Annotated in this window: 29 protein-coding genes and 2 riboswitches; of the genes, 1 reads left to right on the top strand and 28 read right to left on the bottom strand. The window is 45.9% G+C overall.

Features of this window, described 5'->3' with window-relative positions; translation table 11 throughout:
- Positions 1–234: 234 nt before the first annotated feature.
- The 13 genes from ccsB to CGZ90_RS00435 form a co-directional block, all read right to left on the bottom strand.
- Positions 235–1,422, bottom strand: a complete 1,188-nt coding sequence (gene ccsB / locus CGZ90_RS00495; RefSeq protein WP_094250379.1) for a c-type cytochrome biogenesis protein CcsB — start codon at positions 1,420–1,422, stop codon at positions 235–237.
- A gap of 27 nt (positions 1,423–1,449) precedes the next feature.
- A complete protein-coding gene (gene resB / locus CGZ90_RS00490) occupies positions 1,450–3,057 on the bottom strand; it encodes a cytochrome c biogenesis protein ResB (protein ID WP_094250378.1) in 1,608 nt (535 codons plus the stop codon).
- A 27-nt stretch (positions 3,058–3,084) separates the two neighbouring features.
- Positions 3,085–3,612, bottom strand: a complete 528-nt coding sequence (resA, locus tag CGZ90_RS00485) for a thiol-disulfide oxidoreductase ResA (protein ID WP_094250377.1) — start codon at positions 3,610–3,612, stop codon at positions 3,085–3,087.
- A gap of 60 nt (positions 3,613–3,672) precedes the next feature.
- Complete coding sequence (locus tag CGZ90_RS00480; RefSeq protein WP_094250376.1) at positions 3,673–4,416, bottom strand: pseudouridine synthase; 744 nt, start codon at positions 4,414–4,416, stop codon at positions 3,673–3,675.
- Between the two features lie 118 nt (positions 4,417–4,534).
- The gene (locus CGZ90_RS00475) at positions 4,535–5,065 is read right to left on the bottom strand and encodes a spore maturation protein (protein WP_094250375.1); all 531 of its coding nucleotides are present in this window, start codon (positions 5,063–5,065) and stop codon (positions 4,535–4,537) included.
- Positions 5,065–5,661 (bottom strand): nucleoside recognition domain-containing protein, encoded by a 597-nt coding sequence (locus CGZ90_RS00470; RefSeq protein WP_094250374.1) that lies wholly within the window; start codon positions 5,659–5,661, stop codon positions 5,065–5,067. The genes CGZ90_RS00475 and CGZ90_RS00470 overlap by 1 nt, the downstream gene beginning before the upstream one ends.
- Entirely contained in the window at positions 5,654–6,820 is a 1,167-nt protein-coding gene (locus tag CGZ90_RS00465) for a D-alanyl-D-alanine carboxypeptidase family protein (RefSeq protein ID WP_094250373.1), read from the bottom strand. The genes CGZ90_RS00470 and CGZ90_RS00465 overlap by 8 nt, the downstream gene beginning before the upstream one ends.
- A 53-nt stretch (positions 6,821–6,873) precedes the next feature.
- Positions 6,874–7,449 (bottom strand): isoprenylcysteine carboxyl methyltransferase family protein, encoded by a 576-nt coding sequence (locus tag CGZ90_RS00460; protein ID WP_094250372.1) that lies wholly within the window; start codon positions 7,447–7,449, stop codon positions 6,874–6,876.
- A 4-nt stretch (positions 7,450–7,453) separates the two neighbouring features.
- On the bottom strand, positions 7,454–8,521 hold the full coding sequence (locus CGZ90_RS00455) for a type III polyketide synthase (RefSeq protein ID WP_094250371.1): 1,068 nt from the start codon (positions 8,519–8,521) through the stop codon (positions 7,454–7,456).
- Positions 8,522–8,629: 108 nt separating this feature from the next.
- Entirely contained in the window at positions 8,630–10,027 is a 1,398-nt protein-coding gene (locus CGZ90_RS00450) for an amino acid permease (RefSeq protein ID WP_094251738.1), read from the bottom strand.
- Between the two features lie 85 nt (positions 10,028–10,112).
- Positions 10,113–10,289, bottom strand: a riboswitch (Lysine riboswitch).
- Between the two features lie 111 nt (positions 10,290–10,400).
- Positions 10,401–10,748: a hypothetical protein gene (locus tag CGZ90_RS00445; RefSeq protein WP_379675181.1), complete on the bottom strand. Its 348-nt coding sequence runs from the start codon at positions 10,746–10,748 to the stop codon at positions 10,401–10,403.
- 21 nt (positions 10,749–10,769) lie between these two features.
- Positions 10,770–11,360, bottom strand: coding sequence for an SMC-Scp complex subunit ScpB (scpB, locus tag CGZ90_RS00440; protein WP_094250369.1), 591 nt, complete (start codon positions 11,358–11,360; stop codon positions 10,770–10,772).
- A complete protein-coding gene (locus tag CGZ90_RS00435; RefSeq protein ID WP_094250368.1) occupies positions 11,357–12,112 on the bottom strand; it encodes a segregation/condensation protein A in 756 nt (251 codons plus the stop codon). Before CGZ90_RS00435 ends, scpB begins: the two co-directional genes overlap by 4 nt.
- A gap of 148 nt (positions 12,113–12,260) precedes the next feature.
- On the opposite strand from CGZ90_RS00435, the gene CGZ90_RS00430 reads away from it, so the two are divergent.
- A complete protein-coding gene (locus CGZ90_RS00430; protein ID WP_094250367.1) occupies positions 12,261–12,788 on the top strand; it encodes a DUF309 domain-containing protein in 528 nt (175 codons plus the stop codon).
- A 23-nt stretch (positions 12,789–12,811) separates the two neighbouring features.
- On the opposite strand, the gene CGZ90_RS00425 is transcribed toward CGZ90_RS00430, so the two are convergent.
- The 15 genes from CGZ90_RS00425 to CGZ90_RS00355 all read right to left on the bottom strand — a co-directional run bounded on the left by CGZ90_RS00425 (position 12,812) and on the right by CGZ90_RS00355 (position 25,311).
- On the bottom strand, positions 12,812–13,246 hold the full coding sequence (locus CGZ90_RS00425; RefSeq protein ID WP_094250366.1) for a peptidylprolyl isomerase: 435 nt from the start codon (positions 13,244–13,246) through the stop codon (positions 12,812–12,814).
- 225 nt (positions 13,247–13,471) lie between these two features.
- Positions 13,472–14,797, bottom strand: a complete 1,326-nt coding sequence (lysA, locus tag CGZ90_RS00420; protein ID WP_094251737.1) for a diaminopimelate decarboxylase — start codon at positions 14,795–14,797, stop codon at positions 13,472–13,474.
- Between the two features lie 101 nt (positions 14,798–14,898).
- Positions 14,899–15,076, bottom strand: a riboswitch (Lysine riboswitch).
- 54 nt (positions 15,077–15,130) lie between these two features.
- A complete protein-coding gene (locus CGZ90_RS00415) occupies positions 15,131–16,615 on the bottom strand; it encodes a spore germination protein (protein WP_094250365.1) in 1,485 nt (494 codons plus the stop codon).
- Positions 16,615–17,175, bottom strand: a complete 561-nt coding sequence (gene spoVAEA, locus CGZ90_RS00410) for a stage V sporulation protein SpoVABEA (RefSeq protein WP_094250364.1) — start codon at positions 17,173–17,175, stop codon at positions 16,615–16,617. Before spoVAEA ends, CGZ90_RS00415 begins: the two co-directional genes overlap by 1 nt.
- Before the next feature lie 5 nt (positions 17,176–17,180).
- On the bottom strand, positions 17,181–17,531 hold the full coding sequence (spoVAE, locus tag CGZ90_RS00405; RefSeq protein ID WP_094250363.1) for a stage V sporulation protein AE: 351 nt from the start codon (positions 17,529–17,531) through the stop codon (positions 17,181–17,183).
- Positions 17,532–17,537: 6 nt separating this feature from the next.
- Positions 17,538–18,548, bottom strand: coding sequence for a stage V sporulation protein AD (gene spoVAD / locus CGZ90_RS00400; protein ID WP_094250362.1), 1,011 nt, complete (start codon positions 18,546–18,548; stop codon positions 17,538–17,540).
- 12 nt (positions 18,549–18,560) lie between these two features.
- Complete coding sequence (spoVAC, locus tag CGZ90_RS00395) at positions 18,561–19,019, bottom strand: stage V sporulation protein AC (protein WP_094250361.1); 459 nt, start codon at positions 19,017–19,019, stop codon at positions 18,561–18,563.
- A gap of 16 nt (positions 19,020–19,035) precedes the next feature.
- On the bottom strand, positions 19,036–19,464 hold the full coding sequence (locus tag CGZ90_RS00390; RefSeq protein ID WP_094251736.1) for a stage V sporulation protein AB: 429 nt from the start codon (positions 19,462–19,464) through the stop codon (positions 19,036–19,038).
- Entirely contained in the window at positions 19,454–20,074 is a 621-nt protein-coding gene (locus CGZ90_RS00385; protein ID WP_094250360.1) for a stage V sporulation protein AA, read from the bottom strand. The genes CGZ90_RS00390 and CGZ90_RS00385 overlap by 11 nt, the downstream gene beginning before the upstream one ends.
- Positions 20,075–20,187: 113 nt before the next feature.
- A complete protein-coding gene (gene sigF, locus CGZ90_RS00380) occupies positions 20,188–20,946 on the bottom strand; it encodes an RNA polymerase sporulation sigma factor SigF (RefSeq protein ID WP_094250359.1) in 759 nt (252 codons plus the stop codon).
- Positions 20,947–20,958: 12 nt separating this feature from the next.
- The gene (gene spoIIAB / locus CGZ90_RS00375) at positions 20,959–21,399 is read right to left on the bottom strand and encodes an anti-sigma F factor (RefSeq protein WP_094250358.1); all 441 of its coding nucleotides are present in this window, start codon (positions 21,397–21,399) and stop codon (positions 20,959–20,961) included.
- Position 21,400: 1 nt separating this feature from the next.
- The gene (gene spoIIAA, locus CGZ90_RS00370; protein ID WP_094250357.1) at positions 21,401–21,751 is read right to left on the bottom strand and encodes an anti-sigma F factor antagonist; all 351 of its coding nucleotides are present in this window, start codon (positions 21,749–21,751) and stop codon (positions 21,401–21,403) included.
- A gap of 103 nt (positions 21,752–21,854) precedes the next feature.
- The gene (locus tag CGZ90_RS00365; RefSeq protein WP_094250356.1) at positions 21,855–23,018 is read right to left on the bottom strand and encodes a D-alanyl-D-alanine carboxypeptidase family protein; all 1,164 of its coding nucleotides are present in this window, start codon (positions 23,016–23,018) and stop codon (positions 21,855–21,857) included.
- A gap of 124 nt (positions 23,019–23,142) precedes the next feature.
- Positions 23,143–24,447: a pyrimidine-nucleoside phosphorylase gene (locus tag CGZ90_RS00360; RefSeq protein ID WP_094250355.1), complete on the bottom strand. Its 1,305-nt coding sequence runs from the start codon at positions 24,445–24,447 to the stop codon at positions 23,143–23,145.
- A 51-nt stretch (positions 24,448–24,498) separates the two neighbouring features.
- Positions 24,499–25,311 carry a purine-nucleoside phosphorylase gene (locus CGZ90_RS00355; RefSeq protein ID WP_094250354.1) on the bottom strand — a complete coding sequence of 271 codons (813 nt, stop codon included), beginning with the start codon at positions 25,309–25,311 and terminating at the stop codon, positions 24,499–24,501.
- Positions 25,312–25,326 lie beyond the last annotated feature (15 nt).

Raw genomic sequence — 25,326 nt, 5'->3', positions numbered from 1 at the left:
TGTCAGATGGCACTGAAAAAGTCCTTTACTAACAAGTTTGGTGCAGGTGATCTCCGCTCCAGGGTGCTGAGCTTTCCGCGGGGCGTGCGGTGAGCGGCGCCTGAAACGGAGATCAACCTCTTCACTGAATTCTTTAATAGCATCAAGAATTACGAAAACAGCTATAAAAAAGAAAAACCGGCAAAATTCAACCGGTTTTTCATTACCCTCTGCATGTCATGGCCTGCTTTTTGTTTAAGCGTATGAATGAAGTCCTGCAACGACCAGGTTGACAGCGATCAAGTTGAACATGATGATGACAAATCCCAGTACACAGAGCCATGCGGACTTTGTTCCGTGCCAGCCTCTTGAAAGTCGAAGATGCAGATAGGCAGCATAAAACAGGAAAGTGATAAGCGCCCATACTTCTTTTGGATCCCATCCCCAGTAACGGTTCCACGCTTCGTGCGCCCATATCATCGCAAAGATAAGTGCTCCAAGCGTAAAGACAGGAAATCCGATAGCAACACTTCGGTAGCTGATTTCATCCAGCAGTTCTGGATTGATGTTTCTAAGCTTTGGCTGAATGGCAGCTGCCAGGCGCTTTCTTAAGATAAGCCTGAGCAACCCATACAGAATTCCTCCTGAGAGCAGCGACCAGATCATTGTGTTAAGCTTTACTGCTGCATTTTCACCTTTCATCCAGGCAGGTGCTTCAAACAGCGGTCCAAACCCTCCTTGCACTTCGGCACTATCAGCAGGTGCAGAGATGACAGGCAGCTGATATACGGCTTCTAGTTCGTTTCCGTTCTTCCCAGTGAATGAATAAACCGCCTCATATCCTGCTGATTTGAATGTGACAGACAAGATGATAAAGCCAAGTACGCACAGCAGACAATAAAGCACTCCTTCAAGCCATTTTGTTTCTCTCGTTGATTTTTCCTGCTTGACCGTACCGATCAGATAAATAAGACCTGCAGCGAAAGAAATTGCCAGGATGCCTTCTCCTAGAGCGGCAGTTGTTACATGAATCTTAAGCCAGTCGCTTTTTAGAGCCGGGATAAGCGGCGATATATCTTTTGGAAACATACCGGCATAGGCGATAACCAGCAAAGCGATCGGCATCGCAAAGACTCCAAGAGCATTTGTTTTATAGATTCCATAAAGGATAATAAAAGCAAAAACCATCATCATGCCAAAAAAGGTTGTGAATTCAAACAAGTTTGAAACAGGGGCATGCCCGCTCGCTGCCCATCTTGTAAAGAAATAGCCGAGCTGAAGGGCAAAGCCTACGATCGATGTAATGTATCCGATTCTTCCCCAGCGCTTTGAATATGATGCTACCTTCTCTTTTTTGTCCGATAGCGACATCGCAAAAAAGAGTGTGCCTATTAAATAGGTGATAAACGCCGCATAAAGCAGCGTGCTGCTTAACTGAGCCATGATATTCCTTTCCTCTCTCTGACTGGATTAAGCGGTCTTGGCTGCAGTGCGGTCTTCAGGCATCACGATGCCTGTTTTATCAGACAGCTTCTGCAAATCCTTCTTTATGCCAAACCAGTTCTTGTTTGTATGGGCAGCGATCCATAATCCGCCCTCTTTTTCTTTGATCCAGATGCGCCGATGGTTCCAGTACAGCCCCTGCACGACACCGATCATAAAGATTATGCCCCCAAGAGAAACGATTGGGAGTGTATGATCCTTCCTGACTGTGAGTGCTGTGAGGTTTTTTGTTTTTATACCGGCAAACTCGACTTTATAGCGATTGCCCTCCATTTCGATATTGTTCTTGATTGCAACAAACGCTTTTTCTTTCTTTGTGCTTTCAGGCGAAATCATCTCGAAAACAAACGCCGGGTTGTCAGGGACATTATTTTTTGTTTTAGGCTCTCCGTCTTCTAGGAAATAGTTTGGATAATATTTTCCGAGGTTCACAGAATAGCCGTTTCCGAGATCATATTTCTTCTTCGGATTAATCAAGTCCACCTCAAACGCACCTACTTTTTTTTGCGATTCTTTTTCCACTAAAGAAAATGACATCGCATTCAATTCGTCCATTTTAAAATCTGTCTGGTATAAAGAGAACGAATCAAATTTCAGCGGTTTGTTGACCTGGATTTTTCCTTCTTTTACCTTTTTTATCTCGCCGGCTCCAATCGTTCCGTTGCTGTCTGATTTGTAAAGGACGGCATTCGTTTGAAAGTTTTTAGGGACCGGATTAGATGTGTTCTGAAGCGCATCTTTAAACTGCTCATCGTTTTTGTCATAAAACTCAAGAATGAACTTTTCGTTCTTCAAATAATATTGTCCATCCTCAGACAGCGTACCGGGAATAGCTGCTGTATCCCCTTCACGAAGCCAAAGCACCTCTTCAACATACATGCCTGGGAAAAAACGGAGCATTGCCCCTGCGAGGAAGATGACGAGGCCAACATGGTTCACGTAAGGACCCCATCTTGAGAAGCGTCCCTTTTCAGCAAAAAGGCTCCCGTTTTCTTCTCTTATTTTATAGTTTTGTTCTTTCAGCGCTATTTTCATCGTACCAAGATCGCCTTTAACATCTTGTGCAAAAAGCCGCTGATGCTTCAAGAACTGGTCATGCCTGATAACTTTCTGGCGTTTCAGCGATTTATACAATGGAACGCCGCGGTCGATGCTCGCCACAATAATTGAAAGTGCCAGCATTCCAAGAAGGACGATAAACCACCATGATCCGTATAGATTATGGAATCCTAACAAGAAATAAATTTTGCCCAGGTTGCCGTATTCTGACTCATAATGCGAAGCAGGATCTACGTTTTGCGGTATGTACATCTCCTGAGGAAAAATTGTGCCGATTGCAGCAGCCACAAGAATAACAACTATGATCCAGATACCAACTTTTACTGAAGAAAAAAAGTTCCATATCTTATCGACCGCTGTGCGATTGTATGTCTGTGATCTTCTTGCTGTCCCTTCATAACGCATGCTCGCTTCCATGTTTTCCTTTGCATCAGCAAACGGCTTTCCGCATGATTGGCAGATGAGTGTACCAGGAGGATTGTGATGTCCGCATTCGCATATTATGGTTTTCTCCATTTAAAGCTCCTCCTTTCTTTTCGTCGTTTAAGGCTTAATTTTTTCCATCATTTGCACGATGTCTTTGTTTGAAAGTGAACGGCTAGTCTTTTCTACAACCTTGCCGTTCTTGTCGATTGTCAGAGTGGTAGGAATCGGACCTATACCGTAAGCTCTCGTCACATCCCTGTTCTTGTCTAGCGGAATAGAGAACGTTAGCCGGTATTTGTCACGGAAATCTTCCACGGCAATATTTGACTCACCAACATTGACCGCTAAAATTTCAACTCCTTGTTCCTTATAAACTTTAAATTGCCTTTCCATATAAGGCATTTCGCGTTCACACGGTTTACACCATGTTCCCCAGAAATTCAGGAATACTCCTTTTCCTCTGTAATCGCTTAACCTGACTTCCTTGCCATTAACATCTGTCAGTACGAAATCCGGTGCTTGATCCCCGCTATTAACGAGTGTACGTTCTTTTATGAAAAAGCTGCTGTACACGGTATATCCAATAGCTGCTGCAATAAGTGCAAGCAAGATGGACCGAAACCAAAATCTTCCGTTCCGCTTCAATGTAAATCCGCTCCTTTGTCTTTCGCTGCCAATTTTAATGATAACGCTAAAAAAAGGCTGTTATCGGCCTTTTTTTGACGGTTGTGTGACAGCCGCGTTGCGCAGAAGCTTAACCTCATGCGGAGTCAGTTCCCTGAACTCTCCTGGATTAAGACCTTTCACGTCTAAAAATGCGTACTTTTCACGTTTTAGTTTTTGAACAGGGTGTCCGATATGTTCGAACATCCTTCTGACTTGGCGGTTCTTACCCTCTGAAATGGTCAGCTCAATAATCGCTGTCTGCTTCTTTTTATCCATTGATAGAAGTTTTGATTTTGCAGGAGCAGTCTTGCCATCTTCGAGGATCACGCCGCGTTCGAGCTTCTTCAGCTGTTCTCTAAGAGGTATGCCTTTTACTTTAGCGATGTATGTTTTTTCCACTTTATATTTGGGATGCATGAGCACGTTAGCAAATTCGCCATCGTTGGTCATAATCAAGACACCGGTTGTGTCATAATCAAGACGGCCGACAGGAAATACCCGTTCTTCTACGATATCCTTGAAATAGTCAGCTACTGTCTTACGCCCTTTATCATCGGAAACAGCTGTAATCACGCCTGATGGTTTGTACATTAAGAAATATACCGGCTGCTCTCTTTGCACCTGAACGCCGTCTACCTCGATCCTGTCTTTCGGGGAAACCTTTGTTCCAAGTTCTCTTACTGTGTCGCCGTTCACTTTCACACGGCCTTCTGTAATCATTTCTTCTGCTTTTCTTCGGGAAGTAATACCGCTTTGGGCGATTACTTTTTGTAAACGTTCCATTCTTTCACCTCATCATACATCATACATCAAAAGGCTGGTGTTTCCAACCTGTCCTTGATTACATTTAAAACGCCCGCACCACGGATCAATTCCGTAATGCGGGCGGATAACATGATTATTATGAAAATACTAAACTGACAACGATGATTGAAGCTGTGAATCCGATCAAGTCTGCTAGAAGCCCGACTTTCAGGGCATATCCCATCTTTCTGATTCCTACTGCACCAAAATACACGGTCAGCACATAAAAGGTTGTATCAGTGCTGCCTTGGATCGTCGATGCGAGCCTCCCGATAAACGAGTCCGGACCGTATGTTGCCATCAGGTCAGAAGTCATACCGAGAGCTCCGGTTCCTGAAATCGTCCGCAGCAATCCGAGCGGGACAATTTCTGCAGGCACATGGAGCAAATGGAACAATGGCCTGAAAATGCCGAGGACAAGGTCCAGCGCACCCGATGCCCGAAAAACAGAGATAGCGACAAGCATTCCAACAAGGTATGGGATAACAGAGATGGCCATCGAGAACCCTTCTTTCCCGCCCTCAACGAAAGTTTCATACGTAGGGACCTTTTTCATCGTCCCATAAAGAAGAATGAAACCTATTAAAATAGGAATAAACCAGACAGAAAAAGATTGAATGGCAGCCATCACCTTCTCTTCTCCTTTCTGACAGATCGATAATAATAATAACGGTCGATCAGAATTGCACCCACTGTTGAAAAAGCGGTGGCGATCAAAGTCGGCCCCACAATGTCTGTCGGAGTTGCTGAATTATAGCTCATTCTGATTGCGATGATCGTTGTGGGTATGAGGGTGATGCTTGATGTGTTAATGGCAAGCAGTGTGATCATCGATCTGCTCGCTTCATCACGCCCGCCATTAAGGAGCTTAAGCTGCTCCATCGCCTTGATCCCCATCGGTGTTGCCGCGTTTCCAAGACCAAAAAGGTTAGCGACCATGTTAGAAAGGATATATCCTTGTGCCGGATGGTTTTTCGGCACATCCGGAAAAAGCAGCCTGACAACAGGGCGAAACAAGATCGCGAGCAGTTCCAGCAGCCCGCCTTTTTCTGCTATTTTCATAAGGCCCAGCCAGAATACGAGAATGCTGATCATCCCTAGACTTAACGTGACAGCTTCTTTAGCACTCGTAAACAATGCTTCGTTCACTTTATCCATTGTGCCGTTAAGCGCTGCGGTTATAAAACCCGTGACCATAAGCCCTACCCATATATAATTAACCATCTGTGCCGCCTTCTGCCTGAACAAAAAACAGCTGTGAAAAGATGTTTTTAAATGTTCCCCATACTCCAAGATCGTCTTTTATGGGTGCTTTTCCTTCATAATAGAGTGGCAGATTGCCAATTTCAATGCCGGCTAATTCAATGAACAGCCGGCCTACTGGTTTCGGAGCTTCTCCGCCCTTCCATTTGCCATCCTTCGGGTATCGGTAAACGTTCATTTTGGATGTTATATCCCGTTTTTCCGACTCTCTCAGCGGATAAAAGAAGGTGCGGTTCGCCTCCAATTTATGTTTGTACTCTTTCTGAACTCCATCAACCGGCCCTTTTTTCACGATCGGTACAAGGTCGAATTCGTGAAAAGCCCATTCAAACATCCGTTCATGGTCATCCCAATCGTTAGGATCGTTGAGCGTGACAGCGATCAGCTCCATCCCGTTTTTCTCAGCCGTTGATACGAGTGTCCTTTTGGCTCGCTTCGTGTAGCCTGTCTTGCCGCCAGTGGAATACTTATAGTACTTCAGCATTTTATTTTTATTGCGCCATACACGGTCCCATTTCTCCCCTTCCTGAGGAGAGCGGTACACCTTTGTTGCTGAGATCTCTTTAAATGTTTCGTTTTCCATCGCATAGCGCGTCAATAGAGCCATATCGTAAGCGCTGGAATAGTGATCTTCATGGTCATCTAGGCCATGGGGATTCTGAAACAGTGTATCCTTCATTCCAATTTCCTGTGCTTTTTCATTCATCATGTATACGAAGCCTTCAAGACTGCCGCCTACATACTCGGCGATCGCTACCGCACTGTCATTACCTGACCGAAGCATGAGGCCGTAAACGAGGTCTTTCAGCGGTACGGTTTCACCTGGCTTTAAATAAAGGGAGGATCCTTCTGTTCCTGCAGCTTTTTCTGAAATCTTCACTCTTTGCATGAGCTTTCCCGATTCTACTGCTATAATAGCGGTCATGATTTTCGTGATGCTGGCGATCCTCATCGATGTATGCTCGTCCCTGCCAAAAAGAACACGTCCGGACTCTTGCTCCATCAGCACAGCTCCTCTGGCTGATACACCGGGTCCTTCAGCTGCTGCTTTAGATGGAAGCGATGAGAAGAGCAGAATAGAAGCAGCGGCAATTTTTGCGAATAATTTATATGTAGGCATGTTTGATCCCGTCCTTTATTGCGTTTGTACAAGTTTATGCAATAAAAGACAAGTTATGAGTTGGAATTATTTCCTGTACTTCTCGGCATAAAGCGGGCGTTGCTTCCATGGCGCGACTCATAGTCGGTAAATTCTTTCAGTGCTTTCTCTTCAGCCGGGATGCGGACTGACAGCATCCAGATGTTCAGCAATGAAAACAGTACTGCTGTAAAATATGCTTCGAACAATAATGGTACAAGCAGCAGTTCCGCTATAACGACAGCATAGTTGGGATGCCTCATGAAACGGTAAGGACCCTTAGCAATAACCTGTGCATTTGGTACGAGCAGAATCTTCGTGTTCCAGTACTTTCCAAGTGAGAGCAGCGCCCACAGCCTTATGCCCTGAACGATCATGAAAAGGATGAAAATAATCAGCCACAGCGGATGCAGTCCCCCGCCTTTGAACCAAACTTCAGCAAAAAGCGAGACAAAAAAGGCTGCATGCAAGGCCACGATGTATGGATAATGGCCAGAGCCGAACTCAACTGCCCCTTCACTTCTAAGCTTTTTTTCATTTCGTTTAGCCACGACTAATTCTGCGGCACGCTGCAGCACGATAAACGCAAAAAAGAAATAAAAAGCTGCCATCACATCACCACCTAATTAGAAGCTGCTCAGAGCTAAAACCCGGACCTAGCGCGGCAATCAAACCATACTCGCCTTTTTGCGGATTCAGTTTTGCGAATTCATTGTACACATAAAACACTGTAGCCGAGGACATATTGCCCTGATTTTTCAGGACTCGCTTTGATATTTCCGTCCTGCTGCTGTCAAATCCAAGAGCGTCTTCATACGACTCCAGTACTTTCTTTCCTCCAGGATGAGCAACAAAATGCTTGATATCCCGTCCTGTTAGATTATGCGGTGCGAGAAATTTATCAACATTCGGCTTTAGCCATGTTCTGATAATATTCGGGATGTCACGTGAGAATACAACGTGCAGCCCCTCATCCTTTACCTCCCATCCCATCACATCCTCAGAATGAGGCATAAGCGTGGACATCGTATCAAGTATGGCCGGCTTTACGCTTATCTGAGAAGCAAGCGGTGAGTCATCTCCAGCAATGACGGCCGCTGCAGCTCCATCTGCAAAGAGGGAAGTCCCGACCAGGTTGCTCTTGCTTCGGTCATTATGCTGAAAAGTCAGGCTGCAAAGTTCAACTGCCAGGACAAGGACGTTGGCTTCAGGATAAGCTTTGCAATAATCATAAGCTCTAGCAAGGCCTGCAGCTCCGCCCGCGCACCCTAAGCCCCATATTGGTATCCGTTTTGTATGCTGAGAAAATGGCATTTTGTTCATGATCCTGGCTTCGATGCTTGGAGTCGACAGCCCTGAACTGGAAATAAAGAAGATAGCATCAATGTCATCGAGATCAGTTAACCCGAGCTGCACCATACTTTTGCTGATGCAGGCTTCTCCAAGTTCTACAGCTGTTTTTATATATATATCATTCTTTTCCTGTAAGGTTCTTGGCTTATTGAACCATTCCACCGGCATGGCGAAATACCGTTTTTCGATTTCGCCATTGGCAAACACCTTCAGAAGCCTGTCGATATCTGAAAATGATTCAGAGAAAAGCATTCTCGCAAAGTCTGCTGTCTGCGACTGCGGGATGCAATGCGGCGGGTTTTGAACGGCTGTTGTAAGAATATAAGGCATATCATCAGCATCCTTTTCTGTTTTGGTAAGTTTACCCTTAAACAGCTGAGATTACGCCTTGAAATAGAAAACCCTGTCCGGCATTTGCCAGACAGGGTTTTCATGAGGTTATCTTCTTTTCAGTGTGAACGGATAGACGATAAAGCCAGCAAGGAACAAGCCAATTCCAAGACCAAACGTTTTCAGGTCTGCAGTACCCGATTTGATAACCCAAAGAGAATAAATTAAAGCTAAACCAGCGATTACAGCATCTGCTGCCCGCGATCCTTTCAGAGAAGAATCAATATAAGTTTCGCCTGTCAGTGCAAGTTTTAAGAAATATGCGGCTGACACGAGGTAAGGAATCAAATATGCAAGCGTGGCCGATGTAATCAAAAACGTGTATGCCTCGCTGATCGTGCCGGAAATAACTGAGAAAATAAAAACCTGGCTCATGATGTTTGTTACGGCCAGTGCACGAGATGGACTTCCGTTTTTGTTCAGTTTTGCGAAAAACGATGGGAAGATGCCTGATTTTGCAGCCTGATATGGTACTTCAGAACTGATCAATATCCATCCGATCGTTGCTCCGAACAGCGAGACAGCAGCTAAAAGCGCCATTACTGTAGCACCAGTACTGCCGATCATGACGGAAAGCGCATCTACAAACGGCTTGTCTGACGCTTTAAGGACGTCCTGCGGCAGCACGCCCATTGTCAGCAGCGTTACACCCATATAGATAACAAGCGCGATGAAAAGACCAAACATCGTGGCTCTTCCAACATCTCTCTGAGATTTGGCACGCCCAGATAAGATGACAGCAGATTCGATCCCGACAAATGCCCACAAGGTCGAGATCGCGGCAAGCTCAACTTGTTTGAAGAGGCCGTTCGCTTCCTTTCCTTCTCCAGGCACAGCTGAATATAACTCTCCGATGTTAGACGACTGAAACGCGAACAGCGCGGCAACGATAAATAGCGCAAAACCTGCCACTTTTGCAGCAGTCGCAGCAAAATTCAGCTTTCCAGCACTGTTCAAGTTCGTGACAAGCAGGAGGTGCGTACCCCAAAGCAAAAGTGTACAGACAGCAAAAGTAACAGCTTTTCCTGCTGTGATCTCGTAAGATCCTGCGTTGAATAGGACTGAACCAGAATTCATGACAGGAAAAAACGCAGACAGATAACCGGCAAAGCTGGTGATGATCGCGACATTTGAGATCCAATTCGCGACCCAATAGCCCCAGACCATACTGAAACCAGCGATACGCCCGTTTTTCTCATTCTTAAAGAATGCCTTCGCATAGCTTTGCGGTCCTGCTTTCAGCTCAGGCTTTCGAACCGAAAGCTTGCCAAACACTAGTGCGATCATTAATACGCCAAACCCAGTGACAATCCACGCAGCCGTGACACCGAGCGGACTTGCCGTCTGCGCCAGTGTGCTCGGCAGCATGAAGATTCCAGAGCCGACCATATTCCCTACAACAAAAGCCGTCAGGAGCCATAATCCCCATTTATTTGTTAACATGATAATCTCCTCCGATTGGTTTTTTGCCATAAAAAAGCGCTCATGCCAAAAGGCAAGAGCGCGTTTAAACGACACAAACCCGCATTTAATCCCATATAGCGCTCCACGGAAAAACCGTGACAGTCCTGTACCTGTTCGATACAGTCCCAGCCTGCAGGCGTTCCGGCGCCTGAGGGCTTCGGCATCATTCCCTTTCAAGCACAGTCATAAGCTCCGGAGAGCCTCTCATGCTTTACTGATGAATCATGCAACCTCTACCTCATCGAGATTAAATGAGGATTTTAAACTATTATTTTTTAGTCAACAGGTAGGAGAATATCAAAAAACGAAACTTGCGTCAACATATTAAAGCAAGGAAAAAATATCCTTTTGGTCATCATCCGATGAATGACTTTATTTTGTTAACGTTAACATCTGAGAACAATTTAGCAAATTCATCAAAATCGTTGATGTATGCTTTTCTCTTGTTTTTGTTTCCTTCGTCAGCCGTCAATGCAGCTAGAGCGGCAATGTCCTTGACCGCATACTTACGTTCTGAGGCCACCAGCACCGCGTCCTTGTCCCATCCAAGCTTTGCGGCGAGCAAGTCTTCGAAATACCTCACATAAAGCAGCTGAAAGGTTTTTTCTTTTCCTCCGTCATCGTAAACAGCTTCGGACCGGTTAAAAAAATCTTCTGAAGTATTCGGTTTTTCCTTCTCCAGTTCCATTCCAGACAACCGCATCACGTTCAAGTGTAAGTCCCCCTATTCTTCAGGTTGAAATGATTGCTGAAAACGCGAAAAGAACAAATCTGCTTCTTCTTCCTCTTCATCAGTCTTCACGCTGTCCGGAAGCGGAGGAAGATCTTTGATCGTTTTTAATCCAAAATGCTCCAGAAAGGCTTTGGTCGTGCCGTACAATATGGCACGGCCTGTACCTTCTGCCCGGCCCGTTTCTTTCACGAGGCTTTTGGCCTGCAGTGTCTGCAGCGGTTTCTCCGTTTTCACACCTCGTATTTCCTCTATCTCAGAACGGGTAATCGGCTGTTTGTATGCGATGATCGCCAAAGTTTCCAGCGCAGCCTGAGAGAGTCCGCTGTGTTGAGGACTTTTGATCAGACGTTCATAGTAGACGGCATGCTCCGCTTTCGTTACAAATTGAAGCTGGCCTGCATACTCGGCTATTCTCATACCGCGGTTTTCATTCTCGTATTCTTCTTTCAGTTCATTAATATACCGTCCTGCTTCCTGCAGGCTGATTTCGAGTACTTCCGTTATCTGTTTACGCTCGATGCCTTCCTCGCCGCTGACGAAGATCAGCCCTTCTATAGCGCCTTTAAAATTTGTTTCTTTCAAACTGCCTTCTCCTCTTCCAATGCTTTGATCATGATCTCGCCAAAATTACCTTCCTGTACGCAGGCGACAGCTTTTACTTTCATCAGTTCAAGCAGCGCTAAAAATGTAACGACGAGGTGATCTTTGCTGCCAGCCGTAAAAAGGTCTGTAAAACGGTGGCTGCCGCCCTTTTCCCACAGCTTTTCTCTGATCTGAATCATTCTTTTCTCGATCGGGATCTCCTGTCTTTCAATCTTTGCTGAAGCCGTTCTTTTCTCTTTTTTCTTTTGTGAAATTTTTTGAAAAGCTGAAAGCATGTCATATAAAGACACGTTGGTGATCAGACCGGTCTCTTGCTCTTTTTCAAAAGAAGACAGGTCCATCGGCTGTCTCGCATATACAAGGCTTCTTTCTGCTTCCTTCTCTTTCAATTCAGCAGCTGCATGTTTATATTTTTTGTATTCCACGAGCCTTCTCACAAGATCCTCACGCGGGTCTTCTTCCATTTCCAGCTCCATCTGCTGATCAAAATCGTCGTTCTCATGCTTAGGCAGAAGCATCTTGCTTTTGATGGCAAGCAGTGTCGCCGCCATCACGAGGTACTCACTTGCCACGTCAAGCTTAAGTTCTTTCATCGTATGTATGTAATTCATATATTGCCCTGTGATAATAGCAACAGGAATATCATAAATATCTATCTCGTATGTTTGGATCAGGTGAAGGAGAAGGTCAAGAGGCCCTTCAAACCCATCCAGTTTCACATTGTATATCATGCTCATCCCCAGTTTCGGTGTTAATGATAACCGTATTATATCATAAATTTACCGGGACATAGCTTCCTTGACAGCCTGTTTACCTTGTATGCATGATATACTTTCACTAAAAGCACTTCGCAGTATTTTTGAACATAAGGAGTGAACGATGATGCTGCCAACGTCATGGCTCAATTATCTGGTGCATTTTCACGGCAGCAGAGATTATTTTGAATGCCACGAAATACTTGAAGAATACTGGAAAGAGCATGATATGAAGGATGATGTCTGGGTCGGATTCATTCAGCTCGCAGTCTCTCTGTATCACGAGAGGCGCGGGAACCAAAAAGGTGCCATGAAAATGATGGAGAGCTCTTTATGTATTCTCACAAACCACCGGAAAGAATCTGAGCAGCTCGGTGTGATGTACAGCCGCCTCATCAGTATGATGAAACACCGTCTGGAGCAGATGAAGATGCAGAAACCTTATGAAGACCTTTCCATTCCGCTCTATCCTGAAGCTCTGGCAACCGGCAAGACAGAAGCAGAAAAAATGGGTTTCATCTGGGGAGCAGCCAGCCCGTTCAACGATGATGCCCTCATTCACAGGCATAAGCTCAGGGACCGATCAGATGTGGTCGCCGAAAGAGAGCGGCAGCTGCTTGCCAGAAAACACAAAAAAAGCACGGGCGATTGAACCGCCGCGTGCTTTTTTTATCATTACTCTTCCCAGACTTTTACTTCTTTCATCACATCGTTCTGTCTGATGCGCAGAACACTGTCCATTCCTTCTGTCACTTGGCCAAACACTGTGTGAACACCGTTCAAGTGCGGCTGTGGCTCATGAACGATAAAGAACTGGCTTCCGCCTGTGTCTTTTCCAGCATGTGCCATGGATAAAGATCCAGCCACGTGCTTATGCGGGTTGCCTGCCGTTTCACATTTGATAGAATAGCCAGGTCCGCCCGTCCCCGTTCCGCTAGGGCATCCGCCTTGTGCTACGAAACCAGGAATAACACGGTGGAATGTCAAACCGTTGTAAAACCCTTCGTTTGCGAGCTTTTCAAAGTTTGCTACCGTTCCCGGAGCTTCTTCAGGGAAGAACTCAATTAAGATTTTTTCGCCATTTTCGAATTCAATGCTACCTTTTTTCAAAGAGGCAACCTCCTTTTATCATATAAAACTACTGTTTCATTGTAAGCAAAACACTGCTTGAACACAAGCAGAAGCATCAAGTATTCGCCGGGGGTACGGTACCAATACAGAAAAACAGCATTATATCGGTAAACGCAGAAAATGGTACCGTACCCCGATGAGCATGACGAAAAGGCTGCAGCATAATGCAGCCTTAACTGTTCTTATCTAACTTTTTTGTGGATTCTATCTGGACATGCTGTGTCTGCGCAGCGGCAGATCCTGTGCTGTAAGGTCTTCAAAAGTCTCTCTGCGGATGACGAGCTGTGCGTCCCCGTTCTCTACAAAGACGACTGCCGGCTTCATCATCCTGTTGTAGTTGCTTGCCATGCTGTAGCCATATGCACCCGTACAAAATACAGCAAGAAGGTCGTCTTTTCTCACTTCTGGCAGCTTGATGTCCCAGATGAGCATATCTCCGCTTTCACAGCATTTTCCCGCTATGGAAACCTCTTGAGAAGCTTTTTCTGCAGCACGGTTCGCAAGCACGGCGTCATACTTTGCCTGATAAAGAGCCGGGCGGATGTTGTCGCTCATTCCGCCGTCAATCGAAACGTAGCGGCGGATCCCCGGGATATCCTTTTGTGTTCCTGTTTTATAAAGTGTGGTCCCTGCATCTCCTACGAGAGAGCGGCCGGGTTCGATCCAGATCTCTGGGGTCGTCTTTCCGCTAAACGATTTCATCTGTACCTTTACTTCATCAATCATCGCTTTGACATACGTTTCTGGAGCCAGAGGTGTATCCTCTTCTGTATAGCGGATGCCAAAACCGCCGCCAAGATTCAGCACCTTAGGGAAGTAGTCTAGTTCGCTATCCCACTCTTTTATCAGTTGGAACAACGTTTGAATCGCCATCGTAAAACCTGCCGTCTCAAAGATTTGAGAACCAATGTGGCAATGGATGCCTAGAACATGCAGTACTTCGGATTGTATTGCTTTTTGAAGCGCGCGTGTAGCCTGCCCGTTCTGCACATCAAGTCCGAATTTAGAATCTTCCTGCCCGGTCAGGATGTAATCGTGCGTATGAGCTTCGATTCCGGGTGTCACTCTTAATAGCACGGATGCCGAAACGCCTGTTTCGCGGCATATTTCTTCTAGCAAGTAGAGTTCATCTTCGTTGTCTACTACAAAGCAGCCGATCTCCGCCTTCAATGCGAAGCGGATCTCCTCTTCGCTTTTATTGTTTCCGTGAAAATGAATGCGTGCTGGAGGAAACCCAGCAGATAAAGCGGTATGGAGTTCTCCGCCAGAAACGACATCTAAGCTTAAGCCTTCTTCCTCTGCAAGCTGCATGACAGCCATACAGGAAAAAGCTTTGCTGGCATAAGCTACTTGATACCGCATACCTTCTTCCTTAAACACATTTTGAAACCCGCGCGCCCTTTCACGTATCAATGATGTATCGTATACGTAAAGAGGTGTACCATACTGAGCGGCAAGCTCTGCCGTGTCTGCTCCGCCTATATATAAATGACCGTTCTCGCCAATGTTCATCGTTCCGTATGCATGCATGTTGTCTCTCTCCTTTTTATATAGAAGAGTATCGCCGGCTGGAAAATGCAAAAAAGACAGCTCATAAAAAGGCATGGCTGTCTTCATAAACCGCCCTCATTTGCCGGAATAGCTCTCCACTACATCTGTAGTGACAGTCCGGTGCTTGTTCAGCACCGGCCCAGCACAGACGGCTATGGGAGCCACCTGAACTTCGGCAAATTGACCTTTCAGAAACCTTCACTGTGCCCCACGCACTCACTGTCCCTTACTCATTCTTTTTGCGCCTCTACCTCATCATGAGGCATTTTTAATTAGTTACGACTTTAACACAATCTTTTTTTCCGTGCAAGCTTATTTTTTTGACCCAGGCTGTTTGTGTACATTTTGTGGATGAACAATGCTCGGTCTTACATTCGACCTGGGCACCGCGATCCTCACAACGACCTGCATGAACGCTTTAGCGTTAAAAGGGAGGAACGGCCACAAATAAGGCGTGTTCAAATTCTGTACACTGGCCATATAAATTAAAATAACGGTGATGCCGATCACGAATCCAGGAACTTTAAACAGCATAACAAGCGTGATCAAGAGCAATCGTATGATTTTGTTCGCGATGCTTAGTTCATAACTCGGAGTAGCAAATGAGCCGATGGCAGCAATCGCAACATATAGAATAACTTCCGGCACGAACAGCCCCACGTCGATGGCGATCTGTCCGATAAGAACTGCTGCGATCAAGCCCATGGCCGTTGAAAGGGCGCTCGGCGTGTGAATTGCTGCCATCCGTAATACATCGATTCCCATTTCTGCAAGGTAAATCTGAATAAACAGCGGTATGTTCGTCTCTTTATTCGGACCGATAAAGTCAATCTTATCATTGAGCAGTGAAGGCTCCATTGCGATCAAAAGCCACAACGGAACAAGCAGCAGGGATGCAAGCATACCGGCAAATCTCGTCCACCGGAGAAAGGCGCCGATAAACGGGGTCTGCCTGTATTCTTCAGCATGCTGAACATGATGGAAAAATGTCGTCGGCGTGATGATAACGCTGGGTGATGTATCAGTGATGATGATGACGTGCCCTTCCATCAAATGCTGCGCCGCTACATCTGGCCTTTCAGTATAGCGGACGAGAGGAAACGGGTTCCACCCTTGCTTGACAAGAAACTCTTCGATCGTCTTATCGGCCATCGGAATACCGTCGATGTCAATGCTGCCAAGTTCATCTTTTATCAGCTTTACAAGCCCTGGATCAGCTACATCCTGTATATATGAAATACATACGTCCGTTTTCGAACGTTCACCGACTTGAAGGATTTCATGGCGCAGTCTTTCATCACGGATCCGGCGCCTCGTCAGCGCAGTATTGACGATAATGTTCTCTGTATACCCGTCTCGCGAGCCGCGCACAACTTTTTCTATATCGGGCTCCTGCGGCTGTCTTCCTGGATAGCTCCTTACATCGACGACAAAAGCTTCTGCCTCGCCGTCAAGAAAAATGACAATCAAGCCAGAAAGCATCCGGTCCACGGCTTCGTCGAGGCTTTGAGTAAACTCTACCTGCTGATGCGCCAAGTGGTTATGTAGTATTTCTTTCACCTTCGACGGGGCCCGGTGACCGTGGTCCATATCCATGATTTCCCGGTAGATCTGAATGATATACAAGCTGTCACACAAGCCTGTGCAATAATACATCTGAATTTCTTTCTTTAAAGCATAAATTTTCCGGACACCGACATCGAAGCTGACCCCAATGCCAAGACGTTCTTTCAGAAAAGCTTCATTCTGCTTTATGTCAGCACTGATCGGTGTCTTGTTTTCTTTTTTCTGCGCCATTATCTATGGCTCCTTTCAAGAATAAGCTGTACGGCCATCCTTGTGATCGGCGAACCTTTTTCGACTGAATCATATCCTGCCATTTTGCCAATATCTCCGACCCCTATGACAATGGGCAGATTCAGTTCGTCCAGAATATAAACAGTGTCTCCGTTTATTCTGCCCAGCTCAATGTCGGGAAGGCCGCTTTTATCGATCCCGTACTCTGTCAGATTCCCATTGCGGTCGATCGACACATTCACATTCGCCCATTCAGCATGCTTTGTTTTGGCAGCTACAGCAATAGCACCAAGCACCTCGATTTCCGGACAGGATGCAATCTCCCGCATCGCTCTCTCTCCCGGACCTTCTCCTTTATACCCGCAGTCATCGAACATGACAAGAACAGGATCTGCCGGTGCAGAGAGAATCATTTTTATCAGTTCTTCACCTGATCTTTTTGAAGGATTCCCCCATGAATGTGAAATGCACCTTCCGCCAATATCTCTAGCGACCGATTCAACTGCATGAAGAGCATAAAGGTCACCGTCTGTGACGAAAATAACCTTTTTTCTATCCATCTTCATCACCCTTTCGGTTTAAAGATGATAGCAGTTAGAAAACCAAACAGTATCGCAGATGAGATCCCGGCAGATGTGAGTTCGAAAATCCCCATTGCTATCCCGATAAAGCCGTGCTCATCTGCTGACTGCATCGCCCCGTGCAGGAGCGAATGGCCGAAGCTGGTTATCGGGACGCTTGCCCCTGCCCCAGCAAACTCAATAAGCTTGTCATATATTCCAAATGCATCAAGAACAGCACCGGCAACAACAAATGAAGTCGTAACATGTGCAGGCGTCAGCTTGAACACATCCATCAGCAGCTGGCCGATCACACAAATAGCTCCGCCGACCACAAAGGCCCAAAAGTATTCCATTTTCGCCTACACCTCCTTCGCATGTTCCATGACAACAGCATGTGCGACCGTTGGGATGGATTCTTTCTGCTGTACCATGGTCGGGTTGAGCAATGCACCCGTTGCCACGACAAGTATCTTGTTCAAGTTTCCTTTTTCCAGTTCTTTTACAAGATAGCCATAGGTAACGACAGCAGAACATGCACAGCCGCTTCCGCCGGCAAACACCGGCTGGTCTGGCCGATATACCATAAGTCCGCAATCCCGGTGATTGGAACTGATATCGATTTCCTGCTCTTGAAGCAGCATCTTTAAAATCGGGCTTCCGACTCCTGAAAGATCACCAGTTACGATTAAATCGTAGTCATCTGCATTTGTTCCTGTTTCATTCAGGTGGGCGGCGATTGTATCTGCTGCTGCTGGTGCCATCGCGGAGCCCATGTCGAACGGGTCTTTTATTCCCAGATCTTTTACTTTTCCTATTGTGGCACCTGTAAGCTTGACATTAGAACGTTCCCGGCTCACGAGTGCTGCTCCCGCACCAGTTACAGTGAACGTTGCTGTATCAGGCTTTTGTCCGCCGTATTCTGTAGGATAGCGGAACTGCCTTTCTGCTGTTGCATTATGACTGCTGACGGCTGCGATAATGCGGTCTGCATATCCTCCGTCGACCAATGCAGCACCTAAGGCAAGCGACTCCATCGAGGTTGAACAGGCTCCGAAAATGCCGAGAAAAGGGATCTCGTTTCCTCTGGCTGTATAGTTCGAGGAAACAATCTGGTTCAGGAGATCTCCCGCCAGGAAGAAATTAATATCCTTCTCGGTCAGCTTTGCTTTTGCAAGGCAGGAAGATACCGCATCTTCCATCAGCCTCCGTTCAGCAAGCTCCCAGTTTTTTTCATTACAATGCAGGTTGTTATACGCTTTATCATAAAAGTCACCGAGCGGACCTTCACTTTCTAGCGGTCCGACCGCGGTTCCTGCGGTGTTTAAAAATACGTCTGCAAACTGCCATGTCTGCCTGCCGAGTAGCTTCATCATAATTCCTCCTTACATGAATGTTGCGAAGGCGTAGCGGAGCATTCCAAGAATATATGCAGCTACAGCACCAAAAACGATAACGGCTCCTGCGAGCTTGAATAGATTCGTTGCAACGCCGAGCACGAGCCCTTCGCTTCTGTGTTCAAGTGCAGCACTTGTGACCGCGTTTGCGAAGCCTGTAACAGGCACGACAGAACCCGCTCCGGCAAACTGTCCGATCTTATCGTAGACACCGAGGCCCGTCAGCAGTGACGCGATCAGAATAAGTGTCGCGACTGTCGGGTTACCTGCTGTTTTATCGGTAAAATTGAAGAACGTCATATAAAATTCCATCAGCGCCTGTCCGATGATGCAGATCAGACCGCCGGTCAAAAATGCTTTTACGCAGTTTTTTACAAGCGGCGGCTTAGGCTGAAGAGGTTTGATTTTCTGAGCAAACTGCTGCTGTTCATCTTTTGATGATGCCATGATACTTCCCTCCAGTTTAATGGTTTACATAATAGATCCAATGAAAAAGAGAACCCGAGATCTTCCCTAAAACTATTGCCATTAGAATTAATAGTATTTTTTGTCCGAAACCTACCCGCTTTGCCAAAATAGGCAGTACGTTTAGCACTTCGGTAAGTGCTGCAGCAAGCATGCCGACAAAAACACCGCAAAATAATCCGATCGGCACGAGCAGAAGTGTTCCTGCAGGAAAAGACAATGTATGACCCGCAAGAATCATCCATCCGCCAAGCACACTGCCAGAAATAATGCTCCATTCATAGCTTCTCGTTGCTTCATATGTCTTAGAAAGCTGCATCAGCCGCGGCACGATGCCGAGAACGGTCAGGAAAGCTACCAGCCCCGATCCGACAGCGATCCCTCCTCCAAGTCCGATAAAAAAGAGAACCAGAACTTTAATTCCCATCGATTTTCTTTTCGCTTTCTTTGTTCTCATGCACGATTACATATTGATCAAGATCCTGCTGATAGTTAAACATTTCCACCTCAAGCGGACTTGGTTCTTCGTTAAGGCGCTTGCGGAACAGATGATTAAAAAAGAGAATCATGCCTAAGCCTAGACCAAAAGAATATGGAATCTGCAGCAGAAGCGGCTGTTCTTTATAATGCCCGGTAACCATATAGTAAATTTTCTGATGAACCGTCTGCATGCTTACGTCTTCGTGAAAGTTCATGATCGCAAGCGCCGAGCCAATAAAAAGAAGGAGCCAGACAAGAATAAAATAAACAGGAGAGGATTGTTTCTTTGAAAGCTGAATCTCTAAAATAGATTGTGCAGGACCGATCGTCTGAACGTCTGCGTCACTTTGTGCATGTGCGATTCTTCTGATCACCTGCATCACGTCGATCACAACGAGATGCTTGTCTTCAGGAGTTACTTCATGAATCAAAAGCTTGGAAAGCTGTTGTTCCCATTTTGGCGGAGCGATGACCTGAGCAATGTCATGAAGGGTGATTTTCTGCCCTAGTTTCACCTGAACTTTCTGCCTCATCCGGAGGTAAACCGTATTCTCCACATCCACCACCTCATCCAACATTTGCTTTTAGTATGCGGCTGTTGTTTTGCTGTCATTCAGACTCGGCTCACTTCCTTGATTTTCCACAAAGAAAAAAACCAGGAAAGAGCCATTTAAGACTCCATCTGGTTTTTCATGAATTGAAGTATTTTCTTTTCCAAGCGTGACACCTGAACTTGTGAAATACCAAGACGCGCTGCCACTTCTGACTGTGTCTGGTCCTTGTAATAGCGCAGCATCATAATAAGCCGTTCCCGCTCATCGAGGCTGTCCATCACATCCTTCAGCGCAATTTTATCAAACCATTTTGTTTCTCCTGGATCTGATATTTGGTCCAGTAGTGTGATCGGATCCCCATCGTTTTCATAAACCGTCTCATGAATAGAAGCCGGAGCTCTTACTGCATCCTGTGCCATGACAACATCTTCCGGAGAAATTTCCAGATGTGCCGCAACTTCTGTGATCGTCGGGGTCCTTCCAAGAGATTTGGAAAGCTCGTCTTTAGCTTTACGTACTTTATTTCCTGTCTCTTTCAGTGAACGGCTAACCTTTACCGTACCATCATCACGTATAAATCGCTGAATTTCACCGATGATCATCGGCACGGCATAAGTGGAAAAACGGACATCATATGTCAGGTCAAACTTGTCGACCGACTTTAGCAGTCCGATGCTCCCGATCTGAAACAGATCATCGGCTTCGTAACCTCTGTTTAAAAAACGCTGTACGACGGACCATACAAGCCTCATGTTTTTTTCAACGATGAGGTTCCTTGCATCTTGGTCACCGTCCTGGCTCTGCTTGATCAGTGCTTTAATCTCTTCATCCTTTAAAAACGGTTCACTTTTGCTGCCTTTCACCTCGACATCCATCAGGCATGCTCCTTAATTGCATAACGCTTTATTTTTAGTCAAGTATTTAGTCAAGTGAATCGTGGTGCCGTATGAAGGTTCAGAAACGATTTCCACTTCATCCATAAAATTTTCCATGATCGTAAAACCCATTCCTGATCTCTCAAGCTCTGGTTTTGAAGTGAACAGCGGCTGTCTCGCTTCGTCCAAATCAGGTATCCCTATGCCGTTGTCACGGATCGTCAGCTTGATCATATCTTCGTCAAGCACGGCGTGTATATAGACCACTCCATCCGGACGGCCATCGTACCCGTGAATGATGGCGTTAGTCACCGCTTCGGAGACAACCGTTTTGATTTCAGTTAGCTCGTCGATAGTCGGGTCGATCTGCGCGATAAAGGAAGCTACCGTGACACGGGCGAACGATTCGTTCTGGCTTAATGCCGAAAACTGAAGCTTCATTTCATTTCTCATTTTATGCTACCCCCAATGCTTGCAGAGCGAGCTGCTCATCCTGTTCAAGGCGCATGATCTTAAACAGCCCGGACATGTCAAACAGTCTTTTCACTGCCGGAGAAATGGCGCAGATGACCATCTCTCCCTGCTGGTTTTTTATCTGCTTATACCTTCCCAGGATAACGCCAAGTCCTGAGCTGTCCATAAATGACAGATTTTCAAGGTTAAGTACAATATGGGCAATAGGGTGCATCTTTAATGCATCCTCCGCTTTCGTCCGGAGTTCTGCTGCGGTATGATGATCCAGCTCCCCTTCAAGCCGTATACAAAGAACGTTCCGCTTCACTTCCATATCAATGGCAAGACTCACGTACCCTCTCCTCCTCTATTTTGGATACGTGAAACTTCTATAAAAAAAGAACGAATTCCTTCACTATGACAAAACTAGTGGGGATTCGTCCGTATCTGCCAAATTATTGAGGGCTTTTGACCATGCTTCCGACTGTCCGTTTCATCAGACTCCACCAAGAGGCAGAAGCAATATCTTCTGAAGCAAGCAACGGGGATGTAACGACTTTTTTATTTCCATTCATAATCGTCAGGCTGCCGACTTCTTCACCTTTTTTCACTGGCATCTTTAAATCATCTTTTAGCTTCACATTCGTCTTGACTGCTCCTGCTTTCTCACCTTTTTTCATCAAAAGGGAAATGCTTTCGCTCGTAACAACAGAAAGTTTTGGTTTGCTTCCTTTCTGTACTTTTACTGCTTTAACGATCTCATGGCGCTCAAACATTTTTTTGGTCGTATACTGAGCATAGGCATAATCGAGAAGAGAAGTTACTTGAGCGTTTCTTTCTTTAGGTGACGGAGCCCCCATCACCACGGCAATCACCCTCATACCATTCTTTTGAGCGGTGGCTGTCAGGCAATATTTCGCTTCGTTCGTGAACCCTGTTTTCAATCCATCAACACCGGGGTAAAACTTAACAAGACGGTTCGTGTTCACGAGCCAAAATTTATTTCCTGTCTCTTCGCGGAGATAATCTTCATATAACCCGGTGAATTTTGTTATCTCTTCATGCTTTAACAGTTCTCTCGCCATAACTGCCATATCAAAAGCTGACGTATAATGGCCTTTTGCAGGGAGACCGGTCGGGTTCTTAAAGAAGGTATCCTTCAATCCGAGCTGAGCTGCTTTTTTATTCATTAAATCCACAAATGCTTCTTCTGATCCTGCGATGTGCTCTGCCATCGCAGTTGAGGCATCATTCGCGCTTCCGATCGCGATGCCCCTCACCATGTCATCCACTGTCATCTCTTCATTCGGTTCGAGGAAAATCTGTGAGCCGCCGAGGCTTGCTGCATGTTCGCTCACTCTGATTTTATCATTCCATTTAATTTTTCCATCGTCGATGGCTTCCATAATCAGCAGCATGGTCATGATTTTTGTCATGCTTGCCGGAGGAAGCTTGCTGTGGCTTTTTTTCTCAAACAGAACACTTCCTGTATCCCTTTCGATCAGCACTGCAGAGGAAGCTTTTTCAGCTAATGTCAGCCGTTCGGCAGCCATGGCTGAAGGCGCGAAAACCCCTCCAAGCAATACCAGGCTCAAAACGGGCGCTAGTAATCTCATCATCTTATTCCCTCCAATCATATAGCCTTATTTTTTCCATAATTTTTCTGTTTATACGAAACACCGAACCTTTACACGTTTCAATGCACAAAAAAAGCCGGACAACAGTCCAGCTTTTTCATTGATCTTACTTTTTAATTTCTTTGTAGACGAGCGGCGGTGCAGTTACTGGGTCAGAGGAGATGCTGTATGCTTCGAGTACTTTTTTGGCGACTTCTTCATTGTTCTCGCTGTTTGAGTACATCGTAACGATTGCTTCTCCTGCTGTGACTTTTTCGCCAACCTTTTTGCGGAGCATAAGACCGACGGCAAGATCGATTTCGGACTCTTTCGTTGCGCGGCCTGCTCCTAGAAGCATAGCAGCTGTGCCGATCTCGTTTGCTGTGATTTCAGATACATAGCCATCTTTTTCAGCTTTAATGTCACTCACATATTTTGCCTGCGGCAGTTTCTCAGGGTTATCAACCACGGATCCATCCCCACCCTGTGCGGAAAGGAACGTTTTGAACACCTCAAGGGCTTTTCCGTTTTTGATTACTTCCTGCAGCTTAGCTCTTGCATCTTCAAGTGTTTCAGCCTTTCCTGCAAGGTAGACCATATGGCTTCCAAGCACGTAGCACAGTTCTTCGAGATCTTTTGGTCCCTCGCCTTTGAGCGTGTCAATCGCTTCTTTAATCTCTAATGCATTTCCGATCGCAAACCCGAGCGGCTGGCTCATGTCTGAAATAACAGCCATCGTATTGCGTCCTACAGCGTTTCCGATGTCTACCATCGCTTTGGCTAGCGCTTCAGCTTCTTCTGTAGTTTTCATGAAAGCGCCTGCTCCTGTTTTTACATCCAGAACGATCGCATCCGCACCAGCTGCGATCTTTTTGCTCATAATAGAGCTGGCGATCAGAGGGATCGAATTGACAGTAGCCGTTACGTCACGAAGGCCGTAAAGCTTTTTGTCAGCAGGGGTCAAGTTTCCGCTCTGTCCGATAACCGCTACCTTGTTTTTGTTTACAAGGTCAATGAATTCTTCGCTCGTGATTTCAACATGAAAACCTTCAACCGCTTCAAGCTTATCGATCGTACCGCCCGTATGCCCAAGCCCGCGGCCTGACATCTTCGCAACAGGAACATCAAGTGCAGCCACTAATGGAGCAAGCACCAATGTTGTTGTGTCACCAACTCCTCCAGTGGAATGCTTGTCGACCTTGATCCCTTCGATCGCGGAAAGATCGATCTGGTCACCGGATTCTACCATCGCCATCGTAAAGTTTGCACGCTCTTCAGTTGTCATGTCTTGGAAGAAAACAGCCATAGCAAAGGCAGACATCTGGTAATCAGGGATATCACCATTCGTATAATTCTTAATAATAAAATCTATTTCTTCTTTGGAAAGCTCTTTTCCATCTCTCTTTTTCTCAATCAGGTCAACCATTCTCATCTAAAACACCACTTTCTTTTGCGTTTCTTTATGCCAAGCCTGATGCTTGGGTTAATTCATTTCTTTAACGATGCCTTTTACAAGAGCCAAAAAGTTTGATTTTACAAGCTCTGTTGTTTCCATTACTTCATCATGCGTCAGCGGCTGATCAAGAATGCCTGCAGCCAAGTTAGAGATGCATGAGATGCCGAGCACCTTCATACCGGAATGCCTTGCCACGATCACTTCCGGCACTGTTGACATACCGACTGCATCTGCCCCAAGCACGCGAAGCATCCTCACTTCTGCAGGAGTCTCATAGCTTGGACCAGAATTTGCAACATACACGCCTTCCTGCATAGGGATCTCTAATTTTCTCGAAACTTTTCTTGCCGTCTCCATTAATTCTTTTGTATAAGCCTCTGACATATCAGGGAAGCGCACGCCAAATGATGACTCGTTCGCGCCGATAAGCGGATTATCGCCGATGTTATTAATATGATCTGTAATGAGCATCAGATCACCTGCTTTGAACGATGTGTTCACACCACCGGCAGCATTCGTAACGATAACGCTCTTAACGCCGATCAGTTTCATGATGCGGACAGGGAACGTAACCTTTTCCATCGAGTATCCTTCATAGTAATGAAAGCGGCCCTGCATAGCAATGACAGTTTTTCCTTCAAGTTCACCGATGACAAGCTGTCCTGCATGTCCTTCAACTGTAGATACAGGGAATCCCGGAATTTCACTGTATGGGATGACTGTTGGAGACTGGATTTCATCGGCAAGAACGCCTAAACCAGATCCAAGAATGAGCCCGATCTCTGGGGCTGAGTTAAGTTTGTCAGTAATATAAGCTGCTGCTTGTTGATAGTGTTCCATTTATAGCACTCCTCT

The organism is Fictibacillus aquaticus (assembly GCF_002245695.1).
Classification (GTDB): Bacteria; Bacillota; Bacilli; order Bacillales; family Fictibacillaceae; genus Fictibacillus; species Fictibacillus aquaticus.
Note: the sequence above shows the minus strand (reverse complement) of the source record. Positions and strands in the feature narration are given on the sequence as shown.